The organism is Streptomyces sp. BYX5S (assembly GCF_054724165.1).
Genome location: NZ_CM138829.1, coordinates 1,667,710 through 1,686,037, shown reverse-complemented (window position 1 = coordinate 1,686,037; position 18,328 = coordinate 1,667,710). Strand labels below are relative to the sequence as shown.

Sequence of the window (18,328 nt, the reverse complement as noted above, 5' to 3'; positions counted from 1 at the left end):
GTCAGCCCAGCTCGGCCCGTACGTACTGGCGCCACCGCGCCACGAAGTCCCGCTCGTCGATGCCGAGCACCTGCTGCAACGCCCCGTCGACGGCCCCGGCCCGCTTGTCCCGCCCGCCCACCTCCGCGTAGAAGGCGTTGAGCTTGGCCGCGCCCCACCGGTCGACGATCATCCGGCAGGCCAGCCAGCCGCTCTCGTACGCACGGGCGAGCTTGGCGGAGTCGCCGGCGAAGCCGAAGTCCGCGTCCTCGGGGAGTTCGGCGGGGGCCTTGCCCTGGAGGACCGCGCGGCGCAGTTCCGGCGCGGCCTGCCGCGGGGTGCGGTCGCTCTCCCGGTAGCCCGCCCAGTCCGCGTACCCCTCGGAGAGCCACAGGGGGGTGGCGGCGGAGGTCGCGCGGCGCGTGGCGACGTGCGCCGTCTCGTGGGTGAGGACGACCTGCTTGCCGACCTCGCCGAGCACGCCGTACGCCTCGGGGTTGAGGATCACCCGGTCCGCGGGCGCCGTCCGCGGTCCGCCCGCCTCGCCGGTCGTGACGGCGGCGATCCCCTGGTAGCCGGCGGCGGGCGCGCCCAGCAGCTCGCCCATCTCGTCGAGGGACTCGGGGACGAGGACGACGACCCGGCGCGCCCAGTCGTCGCCCCACGCGCGCCGCACCGCGGGCACGGCGTCGTCGGCGAGGTCCGCGTAGGAGCGCAGTTCGGAGCGGGGTTTGCCGACGCCGAGCACCAGGCTGTGGGCGCCTCGCACCGCGACCACCGGGCCCTGTTCCCACAGCTGCTCGCCGGACTTCGCGGCGGGCCGGTCCCCGGTGACGTACCAGCCCTTGTCGCCGTGGCCGAGGGTCAGCGCCCGGCGGGCGACGACGGGGGCCTTGTCGTAGCCGTCGACGCGGTAGCGCAGTTCGGCGGTGGCGGTGGCCCGGTTCCCGGCTCGCTCGACGTGGGTGAGCCGGTACTGCCAGGAGTCGAGCGGCACCTCGGCGAGGTCGTCGAGCAGGTCCGGCTCCGCGCTGCCGGTGGCCCGGTAGGCGGGCCCGTCGCGGGTGAGGACGGCGTCGGCCCTGCGGTCGAGGACCCGCTGCACGGCGGACGCGTCGGCGCCGAGCGGCTCGTCGGCCGCGCCGCAGCCGGAGAGCAGCCCGCCGAGCAGGGCGGTCAGTGCCACCGCACCCCCGGCCCTGCCCAGCACACCCCGTCGACCAGCCATCTTTCCGATCGTACGGTGAACCGGCGTCCGTGGCGTCAGACGCGGGTCACGGAGGAGACGGGCATCATGCCGACCGGGTCGTAGCGCACCGGGGCGCCCGGGTACGGGGCGTGGATCACCTGGCCGTTTCCGGCGTAGATGCCGATGTGGTGCGCGTCGGAGCCGTACGCGACGAGGTCGCCGGGCCGCGCGGCGGACAGCGGCACGCGCTGGCCCGCGCCCGCCTGCGCCTGCGAGGTGCGCGGCAGTCCGACGCCCGCCTGCCTGTACGACCACTGCATGAGGCCGGAGCAGTCGAAGCCGGAGGGGCCCGTGGCACCCCAGACGTAGGGCTTGCCGAGCGCCGACTGGGCGGCGGCGAGCGCGGCGGCCGCCCGGTCGGAGGAGGCGGGTCCCGAACCCGACAGGTCGGGGCGGGACTCGGCGCGCGAGGCCCGGTCGTACTCGGAGCGCTCCTCGGCGGTCAGCGTGTTGAGCAGCTTGCGGGCCTTGGCCAGCTTCTTCTCGACGGTGTGCTTGTGCCGCTGGACGGCCTTGCGGTTGGCGTCGAGCTGGACGAGCTTGCCGCGCGCCTCGGCGCGCCGCTGGTCCAGGTCGCGCTGGGCGCCCCGCAGTTCGGCCAGCTCGCCCGCGTGCCGGGCGCTGATCCGGTCGAGGGTGCCGGCCCGGTCGAGGTAGCCGTCCGGGTCGGAGGAGAGCATCAGGGCGAGCGAGGGATCCACGCCGCCGGAGCGGTACTGGGCGCCGGCCAGGGTGCCGAGCGCCTGCCGCATCGCGTTGATCCGCTGCTGGCCGCGGGCCACCTGGTCCTGGGTGTCGGCGAGTTGCTCACGGAGCTGGTCCGCGCGCTCGTCCGCCCGGTTGAACGCCTCGGTGGCCTGCTCCGCCTGCTCGTACAGGCGGTCCACCTCGGCCTTGGTGTCGGCCGGCCTGTCCTGTGGCGCGGCGCTCGCGGGGACGGCGCCGAGGGCGGCCGCCGCGGATGCCACGGCCACGGTCAGAACAGTTGCGCGCGTACTCCGGTCGGAACCGGAGTGCGCGGTACGGCGATGGGAACCCACGGGTAGCCGCTCTCCCTTGCGCTGACGGACCCCCTTGATCGGGGGAATGCGCGCCGACAGTAGTCGGGCGACCACCCCCTCACCAACGAAGGTTCAGGGGGCACGCAGCGCGGCGCCCCGCCTACGACGCAGGTCATGGGCGGGGCGCGGGGGTCAGCGCGAGACGCGGGAATTCGCCCGAACGGGCGCGTTTCCAGGGCGCGTTGAGAGGCGGCCGAGCGGGCCCTCCGGTGCGGCCGGAGGGTCAGATGCGGCGGGCGGTCTGGTACGGACCGACCGTGTCCATCGACTCGTAGCGCACGTTGGCACCCGGCTTCGGGGCGTGCAGCACCTGGTTGTTGCCCGCGTAGAGGCCCACGTGCGCGGTGTTGTTGAAGAACACCAGGTCGCCGGGCTTGAGCTGGCTCCTGGCCACCGCGGTGCCCTCGTTGATCTGCGTGTACGTGGTCCGGGTTATGGAGACACCGGCCTGCGCGTACGCCCACTGCGTCAGGCCCGAGCAGTCGTAGGAGTTGGGGCCCGAGCCGCCGGAGACGTAGGGCTTGCCTATCTGGGTGGCGGCGGCGCTGAGGGCGGCGGAGGCGCGGCCCGAGGCGGGCACGTCGTTGCCGAGGTCGACCCGGCCGGCGGCGTCGCGGCTGGCGCGCTGCTCCTCGGCGGCCATCTTGGCCCGCTCCTCGGCGGTCAGCGTGTTGAGCAGCTTGCGGGCCTCGGCGAGCTTGTCCTGGACCTCGGACTTCTTCTTGCCGAGCTCGGTGCGGGTGTCGGCGAGGTCCTTGAGCTTCTGGGAGGCCTCTGCGCGCTCCTGGGCGAGCGTGCGCTGCTTCTCCTGGACCTTCTTCAGCGACTCCAGCTGCTGGGCGCTGAGCGCGTCCAGCGTGGAGGCCTTGTCGAGGTAGCTGTCCGGGTCGGACGAGAGGAAGAGCTGGACCGAGGGGTCGATGCCACCGCTGCGGTACTGCTGACCGGCGAGCGAACCGAGGCCGGAGCGCAGCTCGTTGAGGTCCTCCTGGCCGCGGGCGACCTTGTCCTGGAGGTCGCCGATCTCCGTCTCGAGCTTCTTCTGCTTCTCCTTGGCCCCGTTGTAGTGGTCGGTGGCGACACCGGCCTCTTCGTAGAGCTTGTCGACCTTGGCCTTGACTTCGCTCTTGCTGGGGTTGGGTGCGGCGTTGGCAGCCTGAGAGGTGAGGGCCACGGCAGCGGCGGCGGTCGCGGTGAGCACGGTCACGCGCGTGCGGTTCGGCTGCTTGGGTCGACGGTGGGACGCCACGAAGGCGAGCTCCTTCTTCCTCCAGCCGCCTACCGATACGCCGGCGGGCGGTGACCCTCCACCGTCACCCCTTGTAGGTGATCACCCGAGCGGAGGTTCGAGCGTGACCCTAGTGACCTCTTCGTGATCAGTTCAAATCCCTCAGAGAAAAAACTGAGCCACTCGCTGCATTCTTTGCACTCAACTCACATGCAGTGATGCCAGCTTGACGCTACGTTGCGTGAAGGTTTCGCCAATTCGGGCATACGACACGGATGTTGCGGGTGTGACATAGGTAACTCGAAGCCGTTTAGTGGGCTCATCGGAGGAACCGTCAGCCGCGTGAGAGCCTCTTCAACAACACGACGGAGGCGACCGGCCGCGCCCCCGCCTTCGCGATGCCGTCCGCGACCTCCCGGTCGGTCGACACGACGATGACGGGCCGCCCGGACGGCTCGGCGCGCACCAGCTGACGGATCAGCTCGTCCGCCGTGATCCCCGGCTTGGAGAACAGCACCCGCACCCCGCGCGGCGGCGCGAGCAGCACCGGCGCGGCGAGCTCCGCCCCGTCGAAGACACAGGTCACCTCGGCGCCGGTCTGCGCGGCGAGCTGCGACAGGGAGCCGAGCAGCCGCAGCCGCTGCTTCTCCAGCGGCATCTGCGGATACCCGGTCTTCGTGACGTTGTAGCCGTCGACCACGAGGTGGGCCTGCGGCAGCGCCAGCAACTGGTCGAGGATCGCCGGGTCGTGCTCGTGCAGGGCGCGCGCCGCGATGTCCTTCGGCGTCATCTTCCCCGGCTCCACGGCGTCCACGGAGTCGGCGGGCCGGGTGGACACGGGCGGCAGCGCCAGCTCCCTGCGCAGCCCCTGGGCCGCGTCCAGGACCGTGTCGAGCAGCAGGCGCACCCGCATGTCCTCGATGCTGCGCCCTTCGCGGGCGGCGCGGCGGGAGGTCTCCAGGGCCGCCTCCGCCTCGCCGAGCCGGGACTTGAGCCGCCGGGTCTCGCTCTCCGCGGCGGACACCTGGGCCTGTCCCTCGGCGCGCACCGCGTCGGTCTCGGCCTTCGCCTTGCGCACGGCGGCCTCGCCGCGCTTGACGTCGCTGAGCGCGGCCCGCAGCTTGCGCTCCGCGGCGGCGGCCTCGCGCTTGGCGGTGTCCAGTTCGGCGCGCAACCGTTCCGTCTCGGTCTTCGTATGGGTCCTGGCCTCGGCCAGCTCCTCGCGCAGCCGCGCCAGTTCGGCGCGGGCCTCGTCGTCGGCGCGCTCGGCGTCGGCCCGCTCGGCGTCCTCGCCCGCCGCGGCGACGAGTTTCACCCAGCCGACGGGCCGCAGCACGTACGCGGCCGCGGCCACGTCGAGCGGGTCGGCCGCGGGCGGCGGGGAACCGGCCTCCAGGGCGCCCGACAGCTCGGGCTGCGCGTCCCGCAGGCGCTCGCCGATCCGCTGCCGGAACAGCGTGTCGCTCTCCAGCGCGGCCGCCATGGCGTTGCCGGCGAACTTCATCCGGCGGGTCGGGGTGAACCGGGCATACTGCCGCAACTGGGCCGGGAGTTCGCCCACGGTCAGACCGCCGAAGCCGTCCGACGCGATCTGCACGACCCGGCGCCGTACGCCCTCGGGCAGCGGACGGTCGAGCACCTCGGCGGCGGCCTCGTCGGGGGACCCGGCCTCTGCGCCTGTGCTCTCCACCATCCGTTCACCCCAAAGTCGATGTGGGGCCGCTCCTCAGGAGTCGGCGCCCGGCCTGTCCACGAGTTCCACCTGGTCCACCGCGTTGCACCAGCGGCAGCGCACCGACTCGATGGTCTCACTGACCACCTCGCGCTCCTCGACCTTCGGCTCGCCGGCCAGGTCCAGGTGGACGTACTCCACGACCTTCGAGGACCGCGTGACGTCGAAGCGCGTGAGATTGCCGCACAGGGTGCAGCGCCAGCGGGTGGTGGCGGTCGGCAGGGGAACCGTCATCGGGCAGTGCCTTCTTCCAGATGCATGCGGGTTGCGTGGTGCTCGGCTTGCTTTATTGCCCGTAACCCTACGGCCTGCCGTACGCCGCCCGCTCCCCGCCTTGCGTCATGCTCTGTCCATGATCGGCAATGGGCGCTCCGCGATCGACAGACTGACCGCATTCCTCAGAGGACACCCCGCTCCGGTCACGTACGGCATCATCGCGGTCTGTTGCGGGATCTTCCTGCTGTCCCCCGCCTCGGGTCTGAACCCCGGCTACGGCACCGGCGACCGGCTGCTGGCCGCGCAGAGCGCCTACTTCGAACGCTGGGGCGTGGTACCCGACGAACTGCTGAACGGGTCGCCGCGGGCCCTGCTCACCCCCCTCACGGCCCTGTTCGTGCACGGCAGCTGGCTGCACCTGCTCGGCAACATGCTCTTCCTCTACGTCTTCGGGGCCATGGTCGAGGAACGCATGGGCCGCCTCCCGTACGCCCTCTTCTATGTGGTCAGCGGCTACCTGGCGCTCCTCGGGTACGCGCTCGCGCACGCCGACTCCGACCAGAGCCTGGTCGGCGCCTCGGGGGCGATCTCCGCGATCCTCGGGGCGTTCCTCTACTTGTTCCCCGAAGCGCGTGTGACGAGCGTCTTCCCCTTCCTCTTCTTTCTGCCGCTGCGCTTCCCCGCCTGGGTGGTGCTGCCGTTCTGGGTGGCGTTGCAGTGGGTGGCGGCGGGGCAGGACAGCCAGGGGCCCGGGGTGGCGTATCTGGCGCACCTCGTGGGGTTCTCGGTCGGCTTCCTGTACGCGTGGGCCCGCTATCGGAGCCGGGCTAAGGTTGAGGCGAACCCAGCCACGGCCACCGAGGGAGACAGCCAGCCGTGATCACCGCGATCGTGCTCATCAAGACCAGCGTGGACCGGATCCCCGAGATCGCCGAGTCGATCGCGGCCCTGGACAACGTGAGCGAGGTCTTCTCCGTCACCGGTACCTACGACCTGATCGCCATGGTCCGGGTCGCCCGCCACGACGATCTGGCGGACGTCATCCCCGGGAGGATCAGCAAGATCCAGGGCGTCGAGGGCACGGACACGCACGTCGCGTTCCGCACGTACTCGCAGCACGACCTGGAGGCGGCGTTCGCGATCGGCCTCGACGCGTAGCACCCTCCGCGGCGGCTGTATGAAGGTTTCTTCATCCGCGGCTCATGAAGACGACCGGGTACGCCGCCGAGCCTGGCTGCCATGGCCTTCTCCCACCGCATGGCGGCCCTCGCCGCGGTCGTCGCGATCCCGCTCGGCATCGCGGCGACCAGTTACGCCCTGACCGACAGCCCCGATCCCCCGAAGTCGCCGCCGAAGGTGGAGCTGGAGAGCGGCTCGCCGTCGCCGCGCCCGACGCCCAGTGACGAGACGGTGTCCCCGCCACCGGTGAGCGAGAGCCCTTCTGCCGATGACAGCACGGCCGGCGCAGACGACTCGGACGACGACGGCAACGACGGAGCCGACGACCGCGGCGCGGACGACGACGGGCCGGGCGACGACGGCTGAGCCGGCGCCCCGGTGGGTGTCCGCCCGGGTCCGCATCCTGCTGTGGCTGCTCGTCGTGATGACGGCGGCGCTCACCGCGGTCGCCGCCACCACCCGCTCGGTGCTGCTGCGCGACGTGGACCACCGCGTCGACCGGCTGCTCGCGCAGGAGACCGGCGAGTTCGCCAACTTCGTGCGCAAGGGCGTCGACCCGCGCACCGGCAAGCGGTTCACCGACGCGGAGCCGCTGCTCAACCTGCACCTGGAGCGGCAGTACGCCGACCCGGACGAGGAGCTGCTCGGCCTCGTCGACCGCGGCGCGGACCGGACCCCCGCCCGCAAGCAGCAGTCCCGCGAGGTACGCGTCGACCACCCGCTCGCCCGGGACCCCGCGGGCCTGCGCGCCGTCTTCGGCTCCGCCGACGCCACCGGCACCCTGCACCGGCCCGAGGGCGTGGTCCGCTGGTCGAAGGTGGAGATCGGGGCGGGCGCGGGGCGGCCCGCCGCGGCGTTCGTCGTGGCCTTCCACCCGGAGCGCGAGCGGGACAAGGCGGAGGGCGTCTTCCACATGCTCCTCGCGATCTCCGGGGTGGCGCTGCTGATGACGACCGGCATCGGCTGGGCGGTCGCGGGCCGGATCCTGCGGCCCGTCCGCCTGGTGCGCACGACCGCGGCCCAGCTCACCGAGCAGGACCTCACCCGGCGCATCCCGGTACAGGGCCGGGACGACATCGCCGCGCTCGCCGAGACGTTCAACGGGATGCTGGACCGCCTGGAGCGGGCGTTCGCGGCGCAGCGCGAGTTCGTCGACGACGCGGGCCATGAGCTGCGTACGCCCATCACGATCGTCCGCGGCCATCTGGAGCTGATGGGCGACGATCCGGGCGAGCGCGAGGAGACCGTGCGGATCGTGATGGAGGAGCTGGACCGGATGAGCCGCATCGTCGAGGACCTGCTGCTCCTCGCGAAGGCGGAGCGCCCGGACTTCGTGACGCCGGAGCCGGTGCAGCTCGCCGAGCTGACCGCCGACGTCTTCGTCAAGGCGCGGGCGCTCGGCGAGCGGGACTGGCGGCTGACCGAGGTCGCCGACGCCGAGGCGGAGCTCGACCCGCAGCGGATCACGCAGGCGATGGTCCAGCTCGCGCAGAACGCCGTGCAGCACACGGTCCCCGGGCAGCGCATAGGGATCGGCTCGCGGGTCGTCGGCGACCGGCCCGAGCGCGAGCGCGTCGAGCTGTACGTGGCCGATGCCGGGCCCGGGGTCACCGAGCAGGACGCCGCGGTGATCTTCGAGCGGTTCCGGCGCGGCACCGCGCGGCGCGGCTCGCGCGGTACGGGCGCGGGGCTCGGCCTCGCGATCGTCCAGGCCATCGCCCAGGGCCATGGCGGACGGGCCGAACTGAGCCGCACCGACGGCGGTGGCGCCACCTTCACCCTCGTACTCGACCGGACGGAGCCGGGATGAACCGCATCCTGATCGTGGAGGACGAGGAGCGCATCGCCTCCTTCGTGGAGAAGGGGCTGCGCGCGGGCGGCTTCACGACGACGGTCGTCGGGGACGGCGACACGGCCCACGACTACGCGCTGACCGGCGGCTTCGACCTGATCGTGCTGGACATCGGGCTGCCGGGGCGGGACGGTTTCACGGTGCTGCGGCAGCTGCGCGAGGCGCGGGTGACGACGCCGGTGATCGTGCTGACCGCGCGGGACTCGGTGCGGGACACGGTGGCCGGCCTGGAGGGCGGCGCCGACGACTGGATGACCAAGCCCTTCCGCTTCGAGGAACTCCTCGCGCGGGTCCGGCTGCGGCTGCGGACCGCCTCCGGCACGCCTGAGGTGACGATGCTGGGGAACGGGGATCTCACGCTCGACCTGCGGACGCGGCGGGCGCGGGCGGAGGGGCGGACGGTGGACCTGACGGCCCGTGAGTTCGTGCTGCTGGAGCTCTTCCTGCGGCACCCCGGGCAGGTGCTCTCGCGTGAGCAGATCCTGTCCCACGTGTGGGGGTACGACTTCGATCCCGGGTCGAACATCGTGGACGTGTATGTGCGGGCGCTGAGGAAGAAGTTGGGTGCGCGGCATGTGGAGACGGTGCGGGGGGTGGGGTACCGGTTGCGGGAGTGAGGGGTGCGGTCGCGGGGCTCTGCCCCGGGCCCCGCGCCTCAATCGCCGGCGGGGCTTGAACTGGGTGAAGTTCCTTTCATTTGCAGCTCATTGAGGGCTCACGGCGGCGCACCACGCTGAACGGCGTGACCCTGAGACTCCGTGACGGCGTGACGCTGTGCATCGCCCTCAGCATCTGCGCGCTGCTCGTGGTTCCCGGCAACTTCCCCGCCCTGACCGGCGACGCCCGGCTCACCCTCGCCGTGTTCGCGCTCGCCACCTGCGCGTGGATCGGCACGTCGATCGACGACACGTACATCGCGCTCGGCGCGGGCCTCGCGCTCACGGCGACGGGCGTGATCAGCAGCGACACGCTGTTCAGCACCCTCGGCGACGAGACGGTGTGGCTGCTGATCTGCGCGTTCGTGCTCGCCGCCGCCGTGGCCCGCACCGGCCTCGCGGGCCGGGCCGCCGCGTTCCTGGTCAGCGGGGCGCGCAGCGTACGGCAGTTGACGCATCTGACGACGGCGGCGCTCGTCGTCACCGCGTTCGCGGTCCCGGCCACCTCGGGCCGCGCGGCGCTCGCGCTGCCCGTCTTCCTGGCCCTGGCGAAGGTACTGGCCGACCGGCGCCGGCTGGTGGTGATGCTGGCCCTGCTCTTCCCCACGGTCATCCTGCTGTCGGCCGTCGCCACGCTGATCGGCGCGGGCGCGCACCTCATCACGGTGTCCGTGCTGTGGGAGGCCACGGGCGAGCGGATCGGCTTCACCCAGTGGCTGCTGCTCGGGCTGCCGCTGGCCGTCGCCTCGTCCCACCTCGCGGCGGAGGCCGTGCTGCTGACGACGACGCGGCGCGCCGACCGCGCGGGCCCGGTGCGGATCACGATGGAGGACCTCCAGGAGCACAGCGAGAAGCCGGTGACCGGGCCGTGGGAGCCGGCCGAGACCCGCTGCGCCCTGCTGCTCGCCACGGTCGTCGCCCTGTGGTGCAGTGAGCCGCTGCACCAAGTGCCGCCCGCCGTCGTCGCGTTGATCGGCGCCGTGGTCGCGGCCTCCCCCGCGCTCGGCACCGTACGCCTGAAGGACGCGCTCGGTACGGTCCCGTGGTCGCTGCTGCTGTTCATGGCGGCGACGATGGCGATGGGCGTCGCGCTCGCCGAGTCCGGCGCGGCGAAGTGGCTGGTGGGCGGGGTGCCGCTCGATGTGCCGCCGTGGCTGTTCCTCGCCGTGGTGATCGCGGTGAGCACGGCCGCCCACCTGATCCTGCAATCGCGGTCGGCCCGCTCCTCGGTGCTCGTGCCGCTGGTCGTGGCGGCGGCCGTCGGCGCGGGCGTCAACCCGGTCGCCGCCGCCCTCGCCTCCACCGCCGCCGCGGGCTTCTGCCACACGCTGCCCGCGTCCGCGAAGCCGGTGACGTTGTTCGCCGACATACCCGGCACCCCGACCTACACCCCGCGCGACCTGCTGCGGCTCTCCGCCGTGCTGGCCCCGCTGACGGCCGCCGCCGTCCTGCTGTGCGCACTCACCCTGTGGCCGCTGCTCGGCGTGCCCGTCCGCTGAACCCACTTCTGGAGACACTGATGCTGACCCGTTTCGCCATCGCCCCCAGCGGCTTCAAGGAGTCCCTGTCCGCGGGCGCCGCCGCCGAGGCCATCGCCGCCGGTGTCCGCCGCGTGGTGCCGGACGCCGAGACCGACCTCATCCCCCTGGTGGACGGCGGCGAGGGCACGGCCCGCGCGCTGGCCGCCGAGGGCGGCGGGCGCCTGGTCGCGCTGCCGGCCACGGGCCCCGTCGGACAGCGCGTCGGCACCCACTTCGCGCTGCTCCCGGACGGCACCGCGGTCGTCGAGATGGCGGCCGTGGCCGGGCTCTCCCTCGTTCCGCGCGAGCTGCGCGACCCGGGCGCCACGACGACGTACGGCGTCGGCGAGCTGATCCGCGCGGCCCTCGACGCGGGCGCCCGCCGGATCCTCGTGGGCTGCGGCGACTCCGGCACCTCGGACGGCGGCGCGGGTGCGCTGCAAGCCCTCGGCGCCCGGCTGCTCGACGCCTACGGCATGCAACTGCCTTTGGGCGGCCGGGAGCTGCTGCACCTGGACCGCATCGACCCGAGCGGCCTCGACCCGCGCCTGAAGGACACCGAGATCCGGGTGGCGTGCAATCCGTTCAACGTGCTGTGCGGGGACCGCGGCGTCGCCCGCGTCTTCGGCCCGCAGAAGGGGGCGACGCCCACCCAGGTCGAGCAGTTGGCGGCGGCCCTGGAGCACTGGGCGCACGTCCTGACGCGGGACCTGGACGTGCGGACCGACCTCTTCTCCGGGCCCGGCACCGGCGCCTCCGGCGGGCTCGGCGCGGGCCTCGCCGCGCTCGGCGCCCGGCTCCTCCCCCGCTTCGACGTCCTCCTCGACCACCTCGACCTGGACGCCCGCCTCGCCCGCGCCGACCTCGTCGTCACCGCCGAGGGCGCCCTCGACCACCAGACGCCGCGCGGCAAGGTCCCCGCCGAAGTGGCCCGCCGCGCCAAACGGTTCGGCCGCCCGGTGCTCGCCCTCGCGGGCACCATCGGCGACGGCGCGCACACGGTGACGGCGACCGGCGTCGACGCCTACAGCTCGATCCTGCCCGCGCCGGTGACGCTCGCGGAGGCGCTGGGCCGGGGCGGCGAGTTCCTCACGGACGCCACCGAGCGGGCCCTGCGCATGATCCTGCTGGGCAGCCGTCTGCCCGGGGTACGGCAGCCGATTCAGGCGCTCGCGGTGTCCGGCACGCAGCGCCCGTCCTCGGTGCGGTAGTTCCACCGGGCGCCGTCCCGCACGAGCTCCTTCACGGCCGCCACGAACCGCTCCACGTGCTCGTCCGGCGTCCCGGCGCCGAAGCTGACGCGGATGGCGTTGAGCGACTTCTCGCCCGGCGCGGCCTCCGGCGCCCCGCACTCGCCCTGCTGCTGCGGGTCGGAGCCGAGCAGCGTGCGCACCAGCGGGTGGGCGCAGAACAGGCCGTCGCGGACCCCGATGCCGTACTCGGCGGAGAGCGCGGCGGCGAAGTGCGAGGAGTTCCAGCCCTCGACGACGAACGACAGGACACCGACGCGCGGCGCCTCGTCCCCGAACAGGGACAGCACCTTCACCTCGGGCACCTGAGCGAGCCCTTCCTGGACCGTGCGGATCAGGTACTGCTCGCGGGCGACGAGGGTGTCGAACCCGGCCTCGGTGAGCGCCTTGCAGGCGGAGGCGATGGAGTACACGCCGATGACGTTCGGCGAACCGGCCTCGTGGCGGGCGGCGGTGGTCTGCCACTCGACGTCCACGCCGCCGTCCGGGCGCCGGGCGACCTTCTTGGAGGCGCCGCCACCGGCGAGGTACGGCTCGGCGGCCGTCAGCCAGTCGGAGCGGCCCGCGAGCACACCGGAGCCGAACGGGGCGTACAGCTTGTGCCCGGAGAAGGCGACCCAGTCGACGTCCAGGTCCTGGACGGAGACCGGGTGGTGGGGCGCGAGCTGCGCGGCGTCGAGCACGATGCGGGCACCGTGCGCGTGAGCGGCCGCCGCGAGCTCGCGCACCGGCCAGAGTTCACCGGTGACGTTGGAGGCACCGGTGACGCAGACGAGGGCGGGCCCGTACGGCTCGCGGTCGGCGAGCGCCCGCTCCAGGGTGGCGACGGCCTCGTCGGGCGTGCGGGGGGCGTTGAGGTAGCTGACCCGCGCGTCGCGCCACGGCAGCAGCGAGGCGTGGTGCTCGGTCTCGAAGACGAACACCTCGCAGTCGGCGGGCAGCGCGGCGGCGAGCAGGTTGAGCGAGTCGGTGGTGGAGCGGGTGAAGACGACCTGGTCGTCCGCGCGGCAGCCAAGGAACTCCGCGACGGCGGCCCGGGAGTTCTCGAACAGGTCGGTGGACAGCTGCGACAGGTAGCCGGCGCCGCGGTGCACGCTGCCGTAGTACGGCGCGTAGGCGGCCACGTCGTCCCACACGCGCTGGAGGGCGGGCGCGCTGGCGGCGTAGTCGAGGGCGGCGTAGGTGACCTCGCCCCCGGTGACGAGCGGGACGGTGACGTCCCGGCCGAGGACGGGGAGCGGGGCGACGGTCTCGGTGCGGGCGGCGGCGTCGACGGACACGGACATGGGTGAACTCCCTGGCGAGGTAAGCGAATTGACCATGCCGGAGCGCGTGCGGAGACGGCTCGACGGCATGGAAAGAAGGGTGAAGAGGGTGCGCGGAGGCGGGGCCGTAACGCCCTATCGCATTCGCTTGCTCACGAGACTGCTCCCTTGAGGACCAGGACCCCAGGGTGGTGAGGGGTCCGCGCTTGCCATACGCCTTGCTGCGTACGGCCTGGTCTTCACCCAGGGCACCCCGCCACGGACGGAGGGTTGCCGGACAGCGGGCTGGGGCCTTCTGCAGTGAATACTCACAGCGCTGTCACTCATGACCTTGGAAAGCATCTTGCCATACGTCTCGGATACGGCAAGGGCGCAGTCCGCATCGCGGACTGCGCCCTGGGTCACACCACCGGCGCGCTCAGCGGTTGCTGGCCGCCACCCACCGCTCCAGGGCGCCCTTCGCGGCGCCGGAGTCGATGGACTCGGCGGCCCGGTCCATGCCGGCCCGGATCTGCTCCACGAGCGTGCCCTCGCCGGGCCGCACGGCCACCAGGGCCGCCGCCGAGTTCAGCAGCACCGCGTCGCGCACGGGCCCCCGCTCGCCGTCGAGGAGGCGCCGGGCGACCTCCGCGTTGTACGAGGGGTCGCCGCCGCGCAGCGCCTCGATGGGCACGACGTCGATGCCGACGTCGCGCGGGTCGAAGGACTCCTCGCGCACGGCGCCGTCCCGTACGACCCACACCCGGGAGGTGCCCGTGGTGGTCAGCTCGTCGAGCCCGTCGTCGCCGCGGAACACCAGGGACGAGTTGCCGCGCTCGGCGAAGACGCCCGCCACGATGGGCGCCATCCGGGCATCGGCGACGCCGACGGCCTGGGCCTGCACCTTGGCCGGGTTGGTCAGCGGGCCGAGGAGGTTGAACACGGTGCGGATGCCGAGCTGTCCACGCGCGGCGCCCGCGTAGCGCAGCGCGGGGTGGAACTTGATGGCGAAGCAGAACGTGATGCCCGCTTCCTCGGCGACCTCGGGCACCCGCTTCGGCGCCAGGTCGAGGTTGACGCCCAGCTTCTCCAGGACGTCGGAGGAGCCGGAGGCCGAGGACGCCGCGCGGTTGCCGTGCTTGACGACCTTGGCGCCGGCGCCCGCGACGACGATCGCGGACATGGTGGAGATGTTGACCGTCTTGGCGCCGTCGCCACCGGTGCCGACGATGTCGACGGTCTCGCCGGGCACCTCGATCACGTTGGCGTGCTCGTACATGCCGCGCACCAGACCGGAGATCTCCTGCACGGTCTCGCCCTTGGCGCGCAGCGCGACGGCGAACCCGGCGATCTGCGCGTCGGTGGCCTCGCCCCGCATGATCCGGTCCATCGCCCACGCGGTGTCGTCGGCGCTCTGGTCGCGGCCTTCGAGGAGGCCGTTGAGGACGGCGGGCCAGGAGCGGCCCGCCGCGGTGTCGCCTCCAGCGGGGTGCAAAGCGCTCATGGCCGCTCCTGTGTGCATGTGTGGGGTCGGGAGAAGGTGCAGCCCCACCTTATCCAGGTCTCGGGACGGCAAAGAGCCCCCGTCCAGGCACTGGACGAGGGCTCCCGCTGTGGCGTGCAGCGACGATTCAGGGATCAGTGGTGGCCGTGGCCGCTGGTGATCTCCTTGTACTCCTCGGCGGTCGGCTTGGGGATCTGGTTGTTCTCCCCGTAGTAACCGCGCGAGAGCTTGGCACGCAGCTTCTGGGACCGCGTGGCCTTGCGCTCGACACCGTTCTCGTCGGTGGTCGCACCGATCTCGGCCGGCTGGTACTGCTCGTGCGCCGTGAGCGTGTGCAGCGCCTCCTGGTCGAGCGGCTCGTGCACCTCGATGAACTCACCGTGCGGCAGGCGCTTGATGATGCCGGACTCGCGTCCGTGCAGCACCTTGTCCTTGTCGCGGCGCTGGAGGCCGAGGCAGATCCGCTTGGTGACGATGAAGGCGATGACCGGTCCGACGAAGAAGGCGATCCGGACGAACCAGGTGATCGCGTTGATCGACAGGTGGAAGTGCGTGGCCCAGAGGTCGTTTCCACCACCCACGAGCAGCACCATGTACCAGGTGATCCACGCCACGCCGAAGGCCGTACGGGTCGGGACGTTGCGCGGGCGGTCCAGGATGTGGTGCTCGCGCTTGTCGCCGGTGACCCAGGACTCGATGAACGGGTAGACGGCGATGGCCGCGAGGACCAGCGGGAAGATCACCAGCGGGACGAACACACCCAGGACGAGCGTGTGACCCCAGAGGTTGATCTCCCAGCCCGGCATGACACGGATCAGGCCTTCGGAGAAGCCCATGTACCAGTCGGGCTGGGCGCCGGTGGACACCTGGTCCGGGCGGTACGGACCGATGGCCCAGATCGGGTTGATCGTGGCGATGGCCGCGACGGCCGCGATCACACCGAAGACCAGGAAGAAGAAGCCTCCGGCCTTGGCCATGTAGACCGGCAGCAGCGGCATGCCGACGACGTTCTTGTTGGTCTTTCCGGGACCCGCGAACTGCGTGTGCTTGTGGTAGAAGACCAGGATCAGGTGCGCCACCATCAGGCCGAGCATGATGCCCGGCAGCAGCAGGATGTGGATCGAGTAGAACCGCGCGACGAAGTCGCCGCCCGGGAACTCCCCGCCGAACAGGAAGAACGAGATGTACGTACCGATGACCGGTACGGACAGGATCGCGCCCTCCATGAAGCGGACACCGGTGCCGGAGAGCAGGTCGTCCGGGAGCGAGTAACCGGTGAAACCGGTGAACATGCCGAGGACGAACAGCAGGAAGCCGAACAGCCAGTTGACCTCACGCGGCTTGCGGAACGCACCCGTGAAGAACACGCGCATCATGTGCACGAACATGGCGGCGAGGAAGATCAGCGCGGCCCAGTGGTGGATCTGCCGGATCAGCAGGCCACCGCGCACATCGAAGGAGATGTGCATGGTCGAGTTGAACGCCTCGGACATCAGCTGTCCCTGCAGCGGGACGTAGCTGCCGTGGTACTCCACCTCGTTCATCGACGGGTGGAAGAACAGCGTCAGGTACACACCCGTGAGGATGATGATGATGAAGCTGTACATGCAGATCTCGCCGAGCATGAAGGACCAGTGGTCCGGAAAGATCTTGCGCATGTTGGACTTGGCCAGGGAGTAGATCCCCAGGCGGCCGTCCGCCCAGTCGGCGACTCGCTCGCCGGCCGGCGCCTTCTCGCGTGAAGGCGCCTCGTTGGTGGTCGTAGTACTCATCCGCGCTCCCAGAAGGCAGGACCGACGGGCTCAGCGAAGTCGCTCAGCGCCTCGAGGTAACCCTCTTCGTTGACGCCGATGCGCAGCTGCGGCAGCGCGTGACCGGCAGGACCGAAGATCACCCGGGCGCCGTCGGAGAGGTCGAAGGTGGACTGGTGGCACGGGCACAGAGCGTGGTGCGTCTGCTGCTCGTACAGGGAGATCGGGCAACCGACGTGGGTGCAGATCTTCGAGTACGCCACGATGCCCTCGTGGGACCACTCGAGTTCCTGCTTGTCCTTGATGTTGTCCGGCTGGATCCGGACGAGCATCAGGGCGTCCTTGGCGATGTTCTTCTGGAAGTCCTCGTCGTGCTCCTCCAGGCCCTCGGGCTTGGCGAAGGTGAGCGAGCCGACCGCGATGTCGGAGGGACGCAGCGGCTCGTTCGTGTTCATGTTGACGAGCTGCAGACCCTTCTTCCACGAGGTGCTGCGCAGCTTCTTCTCGGGCAGCGGCCCGAGGTCACGAAGCAGGACGACACCGGAGAGGGGCACCAGGGCCAGCGCACCGAACATCGTGTTGCGGATCAGCTTGCGACGGCCGAACTGCGACTCGCGGGCGCCGTCGGCGAAGTCCGACAGGACCTTCGCCTTGACCTCGGGCTCCGCCTCGATCGGGTGGCGCTCCTGGATGACCTCGACGTCGGACATCAGGGTGCGGGCCCAGTGGACCGCGCCCGCGCCGATGCAGAAGAGCGCGACACCGAGGGTCATGCCCAGCGCGAAGTTCAGCGCGCTGATGTGACCCAGCGGGAAGATGTAGACGTTGGTGTCGACGTCGATGGTGACGTACGAGGCGATGAAGCCGATGGTGGCCAGCATCGAGACCGTGAACAGCAGGGCCACCGCGCGCTCGGACCGCTTGGCGGCCCGCTCGTCGATGTCCTGGATCCGGTGCTCGTGGGGCGGCAGACCCGGGTCGGCGAAGGGCTCGTCCTTCACCGCGACCGAGCCGTGCTCCGCGCCCTCGTCGGTGGCCCGCTCGGCGGGCAGGTTCTCTTCTGGAATGTCTTGGCTACTCATGACTTCTTGGCCTTTGCGGTCCGAGCGGCAACCCAGATGGCGACGGCGATGAGACCGCCAAGACCGAAGATCCAGGCGAACAGGCCCTCACTGACCGGGCCGAGCCCGCCCAGCTTGAGGCCACCGGGGCTCTCGGTCTCATCACCGTTGACCGCGTCGAGGTACGCGATGATGTCCTTCTTGTTCTGCTTGGTCATCGTCGTGTCCGGGAACGACGGCATGTTCTGCGGGCCGGTCTGCATGGCCTCGTAGATGTGCTTCGGGCTGACGCCCTCGAGGCTCGGGGCGAACTTGCCGTGCGTCAGCGCGCCGCCCTCACCGGTGAAGTTGTGGCACTGGGCGCAGTTGGTGCGGAACAGCTCGCCGCCCTTGGCGATGTCCGCGCCGGAGGCGCTGTAGTCCTTCTCGGTCGGCGTGACCGGACCGGCGCCGAGCGAAGCGATGTACGCCGCGAGCTGGTCGATCTCGGCCTGCGAGTAGATGTTCTTCTTCTTCGGGACCTGAGCGCCCGGCTGCTGGGCCGGCATACGACCGGTGCCCACCTGGAAGTCCACGGCGGCGGAGCCGACGCCCACCAGGCTCGGACCGTCGGAGGTGCCCTGACCGCCGGTTCCGTGGCAGCTCGCGCAGCCTACGGAGTAGAGCTTCTTGCCCTCGTCAATGGCGAGGGACTGGGAGGTTGCATCGGCCTGCGCCTTGTCCGCCGGCGCGAACGCGGCGTACAGCCCCCCGGTGGCCGCCAGCGCGAGGAGTAGGACGACGACCGCCGCCAGCGGATGGCGTCGTCGTGCGGAGAGCTTTTTCACGGATTACCCCGGTGTCAGG

17 protein-coding genes and 1 riboswitch are annotated in these 18,328 nt (G+C 71.6%); of the genes, 7 read left to right on the top strand and 10 right to left on the bottom strand.

Translation table 11 applies throughout. The features are described from left to right. Position 1 precedes the first annotated feature (1 nt). The 5 genes from ACYBSK_RS07560 to ACYBSK_RS07540 form a co-directional block, all read right to left on the bottom strand. On the bottom strand, positions 2-1,207 hold the full coding sequence (locus ACYBSK_RS07560) for a hypothetical protein (RefSeq protein WP_460245577.1): 1,206 nt from the start codon (positions 1,205-1,207) through the stop codon (positions 2-4). 35 nt (positions 1,208-1,242) lie between these two features. Next, the gene (locus tag ACYBSK_RS07555; RefSeq protein WP_460245576.1) at positions 1,243-2,268 is read right to left on the bottom strand and encodes a C40 family peptidase; all 1,026 of its coding nucleotides are present in this window, start codon (positions 2,266-2,268) and stop codon (positions 1,243-1,245) included. A 244-nt stretch (positions 2,269-2,512) separates the two neighbouring features. Next, complete coding sequence (locus ACYBSK_RS07550; protein ID WP_457476088.1) at positions 2,513-3,538, bottom strand: C40 family peptidase; 1,026 nt, start codon at positions 3,536-3,538, stop codon at positions 2,513-2,515. A gap of 313 nt (positions 3,539-3,851) precedes the next feature. Further along, positions 3,852-5,210, bottom strand: coding sequence for an NYN domain-containing protein (locus ACYBSK_RS07545; protein WP_460245575.1), 1,359 nt, complete (start codon positions 5,208-5,210; stop codon positions 3,852-3,854). Between the two features lie 33 nt (positions 5,211-5,243). Further along, entirely contained in the window at positions 5,244-5,483 is a 240-nt protein-coding gene (locus tag ACYBSK_RS07540) for a hypothetical protein (protein WP_009309707.1), read from the bottom strand. Positions 5,484-5,601: 118 nt separating this feature from the next. Between ACYBSK_RS07540 and ACYBSK_RS07535 the strand changes: the two genes are divergently transcribed. The 7 genes from ACYBSK_RS07535 (at position 5,602) to ACYBSK_RS07505 (ending at position 11,883) form a co-directional block, all read left to right on the top strand. Then, positions 5,602-6,345, top strand: coding sequence for a rhomboid family intramembrane serine protease (locus tag ACYBSK_RS07535; protein WP_460245574.1), 744 nt, complete (start codon positions 5,602-5,604; stop codon positions 6,343-6,345). Further along, positions 6,342-6,623 carry an Lrp/AsnC family transcriptional regulator gene (locus ACYBSK_RS07530; protein ID WP_457476085.1) on the top strand — a complete coding sequence of 94 codons (282 nt, stop codon included), beginning with the start codon at positions 6,342-6,344 and terminating at the stop codon, positions 6,621-6,623. The genes ACYBSK_RS07535 and ACYBSK_RS07530 overlap by 4 nt, the downstream gene beginning before the upstream one ends. 81 nt (positions 6,624-6,704) lie before the next feature. Continuing rightward, positions 6,705-7,010 carry a small secreted hydrophilic protein gene (locus ACYBSK_RS07525; protein WP_460245573.1) on the top strand — a complete coding sequence of 102 codons (306 nt, stop codon included), beginning with the start codon at positions 6,705-6,707 and terminating at the stop codon, positions 7,008-7,010. Beyond that, positions 6,913-8,454 carry a sensor histidine kinase gene (locus ACYBSK_RS07520; RefSeq protein ID WP_460245572.1) on the top strand — a complete coding sequence of 514 codons (1,542 nt, stop codon included), beginning with the start codon at positions 6,913-6,915 and terminating at the stop codon, positions 8,452-8,454. The genes ACYBSK_RS07525 and ACYBSK_RS07520 overlap by 98 nt, the downstream gene beginning before the upstream one ends. After that, positions 8,451-9,113: a response regulator transcription factor gene (locus ACYBSK_RS07515; protein WP_457476082.1), complete on the top strand. Its 663-nt coding sequence runs from the start codon at positions 8,451-8,453 to the stop codon at positions 9,111-9,113. The genes ACYBSK_RS07520 and ACYBSK_RS07515 overlap by 4 nt, the downstream gene beginning before the upstream one ends. 125 nt (positions 9,114-9,238) lie before the next feature. Continuing rightward, a complete protein-coding gene (locus ACYBSK_RS07510; RefSeq protein ID WP_460245571.1) occupies positions 9,239-10,651 on the top strand; it encodes an SLC13 family permease in 1,413 nt (470 codons plus the stop codon). Between the two features lie 20 nt (positions 10,652-10,671). Beyond that, positions 10,672-11,883, top strand: a complete 1,212-nt coding sequence (locus ACYBSK_RS07505; protein ID WP_460245570.1) for a glycerate kinase family protein — start codon at positions 10,672-10,674, stop codon at positions 11,881-11,883. Here the strand turns inward: ACYBSK_RS07505 and ACYBSK_RS07500 are convergent. The 5 genes from ACYBSK_RS07500 to qcrC form a co-directional block, all read right to left on the bottom strand. Then, the gene (locus ACYBSK_RS07500) at positions 11,835-13,208 is read right to left on the bottom strand and encodes an aminotransferase class V-fold PLP-dependent enzyme (RefSeq protein WP_460245569.1); all 1,374 of its coding nucleotides are present in this window, start codon (positions 13,206-13,208) and stop codon (positions 11,835-11,837) included. The two genes, ACYBSK_RS07505 and ACYBSK_RS07500, sit on opposite strands and share 49 nt — an antisense overlap. Positions 13,209-13,384: 176 nt before the next feature. Continuing rightward, positions 13,385-13,518: riboswitch (SAM riboswitch) on the bottom strand. An 87-nt stretch (positions 13,519-13,605) separates the two neighbouring features. Beyond that, positions 13,606-14,670, bottom strand: a complete 1,065-nt coding sequence (gene trpD / locus ACYBSK_RS07495) for an anthranilate phosphoribosyltransferase (protein ID WP_460245568.1) — start codon at positions 14,668-14,670, stop codon at positions 13,606-13,608. Between the two features lie 134 nt (positions 14,671-14,804). After that, positions 14,805-16,442, bottom strand: coding sequence for a cytochrome bc1 complex cytochrome b subunit (gene qcrB / locus ACYBSK_RS07490; RefSeq protein ID WP_457476077.1), 1,638 nt, complete (start codon positions 16,440-16,442; stop codon positions 14,805-14,807). Further along, positions 16,439-17,503 (bottom strand): cytochrome bc1 complex Rieske iron-sulfur subunit, encoded by a 1,065-nt coding sequence (gene qcrA, locus ACYBSK_RS07485; protein WP_457476076.1) that lies wholly within the window; start codon positions 17,501-17,503, stop codon positions 16,439-16,441. The genes qcrB and qcrA overlap by 4 nt, the downstream gene beginning before the upstream one ends. Next, positions 17,500-18,309, bottom strand: a complete 810-nt coding sequence (gene qcrC, locus ACYBSK_RS07480; protein ID WP_457476075.1) for a cytochrome bc1 complex diheme cytochrome c subunit — start codon at positions 18,307-18,309, stop codon at positions 17,500-17,502. Before qcrC ends, qcrA begins: the two co-directional genes overlap by 4 nt. Positions 18,310-18,328: the final 19 nt, after the last annotated feature.

Excerpts from the sequence above, each read along its gene's own strand:
- qcrA (WP_457476076.1), bottom strand. The coding sequence starts at position 17,503 with ATGAGTAGCCAAGACATTCCAGAAGAGAACCTGCCCGCCGAGCGGGCC.
- ACYBSK_RS07500 (WP_460245569.1), bottom strand. The coding sequence starts at position 13,208 with ATGTCCGTGTCCGTCGACGCCGCCGCCCGCACCGAGACCGTCGCCCCG.
- ACYBSK_RS07525 (WP_460245573.1), top strand. The coding sequence starts at position 6,705 with ATGGCCTTCTCCCACCGCATGGCGGCCCTCGCCGCGGTCGTCGCGATC.
- ACYBSK_RS07505 (WP_460245570.1), top strand. The coding sequence starts at position 10,672 with ATGCTGACCCGTTTCGCCATCGCCCCCAGCGGCTTCAAGGAGTCCCTG.
- ACYBSK_RS07540 (WP_009309707.1), bottom strand. The coding sequence starts at position 5,483 with ATGACGGTTCCCCTGCCGACCGCCACCACCCGCTGGCGCTGCACCCTG.
- ACYBSK_RS07515 (WP_457476082.1), top strand. The coding sequence starts at position 8,451 with ATGAACCGCATCCTGATCGTGGAGGACGAGGAGCGCATCGCCTCCTTC.
- ACYBSK_RS07535 (WP_460245574.1), top strand. The coding sequence starts at position 5,602 with ATGATCGGCAATGGGCGCTCCGCGATCGACAGACTGACCGCATTCCTC.
- trpD (WP_460245568.1), bottom strand. The coding sequence starts at position 14,670 with ATGAGCGCTTTGCACCCCGCTGGAGGCGACACCGCGGCGGGCCGCTCC.
- qcrB (WP_457476077.1), bottom strand. The coding sequence starts at position 16,442 with ATGAGTACTACGACCACCAACGAGGCGCCTTCACGCGAGAAGGCGCCG.
- ACYBSK_RS07545 (WP_460245575.1), bottom strand. The coding sequence starts at position 5,210 with ATGGTGGAGAGCACAGGCGCAGAGGCCGGGTCCCCCGACGAGGCCGCC.
- ACYBSK_RS07520 (WP_460245572.1), top strand. The coding sequence starts at position 6,913 with ATGACAGCACGGCCGGCGCAGACGACTCGGACGACGACGGCAACGACG.
- ACYBSK_RS07560 (WP_460245577.1), bottom strand. The coding sequence starts at position 1,207 with ATGGCTGGTCGACGGGGTGTGCTGGGCAGGGCCGGGGGTGCGGTGGCA.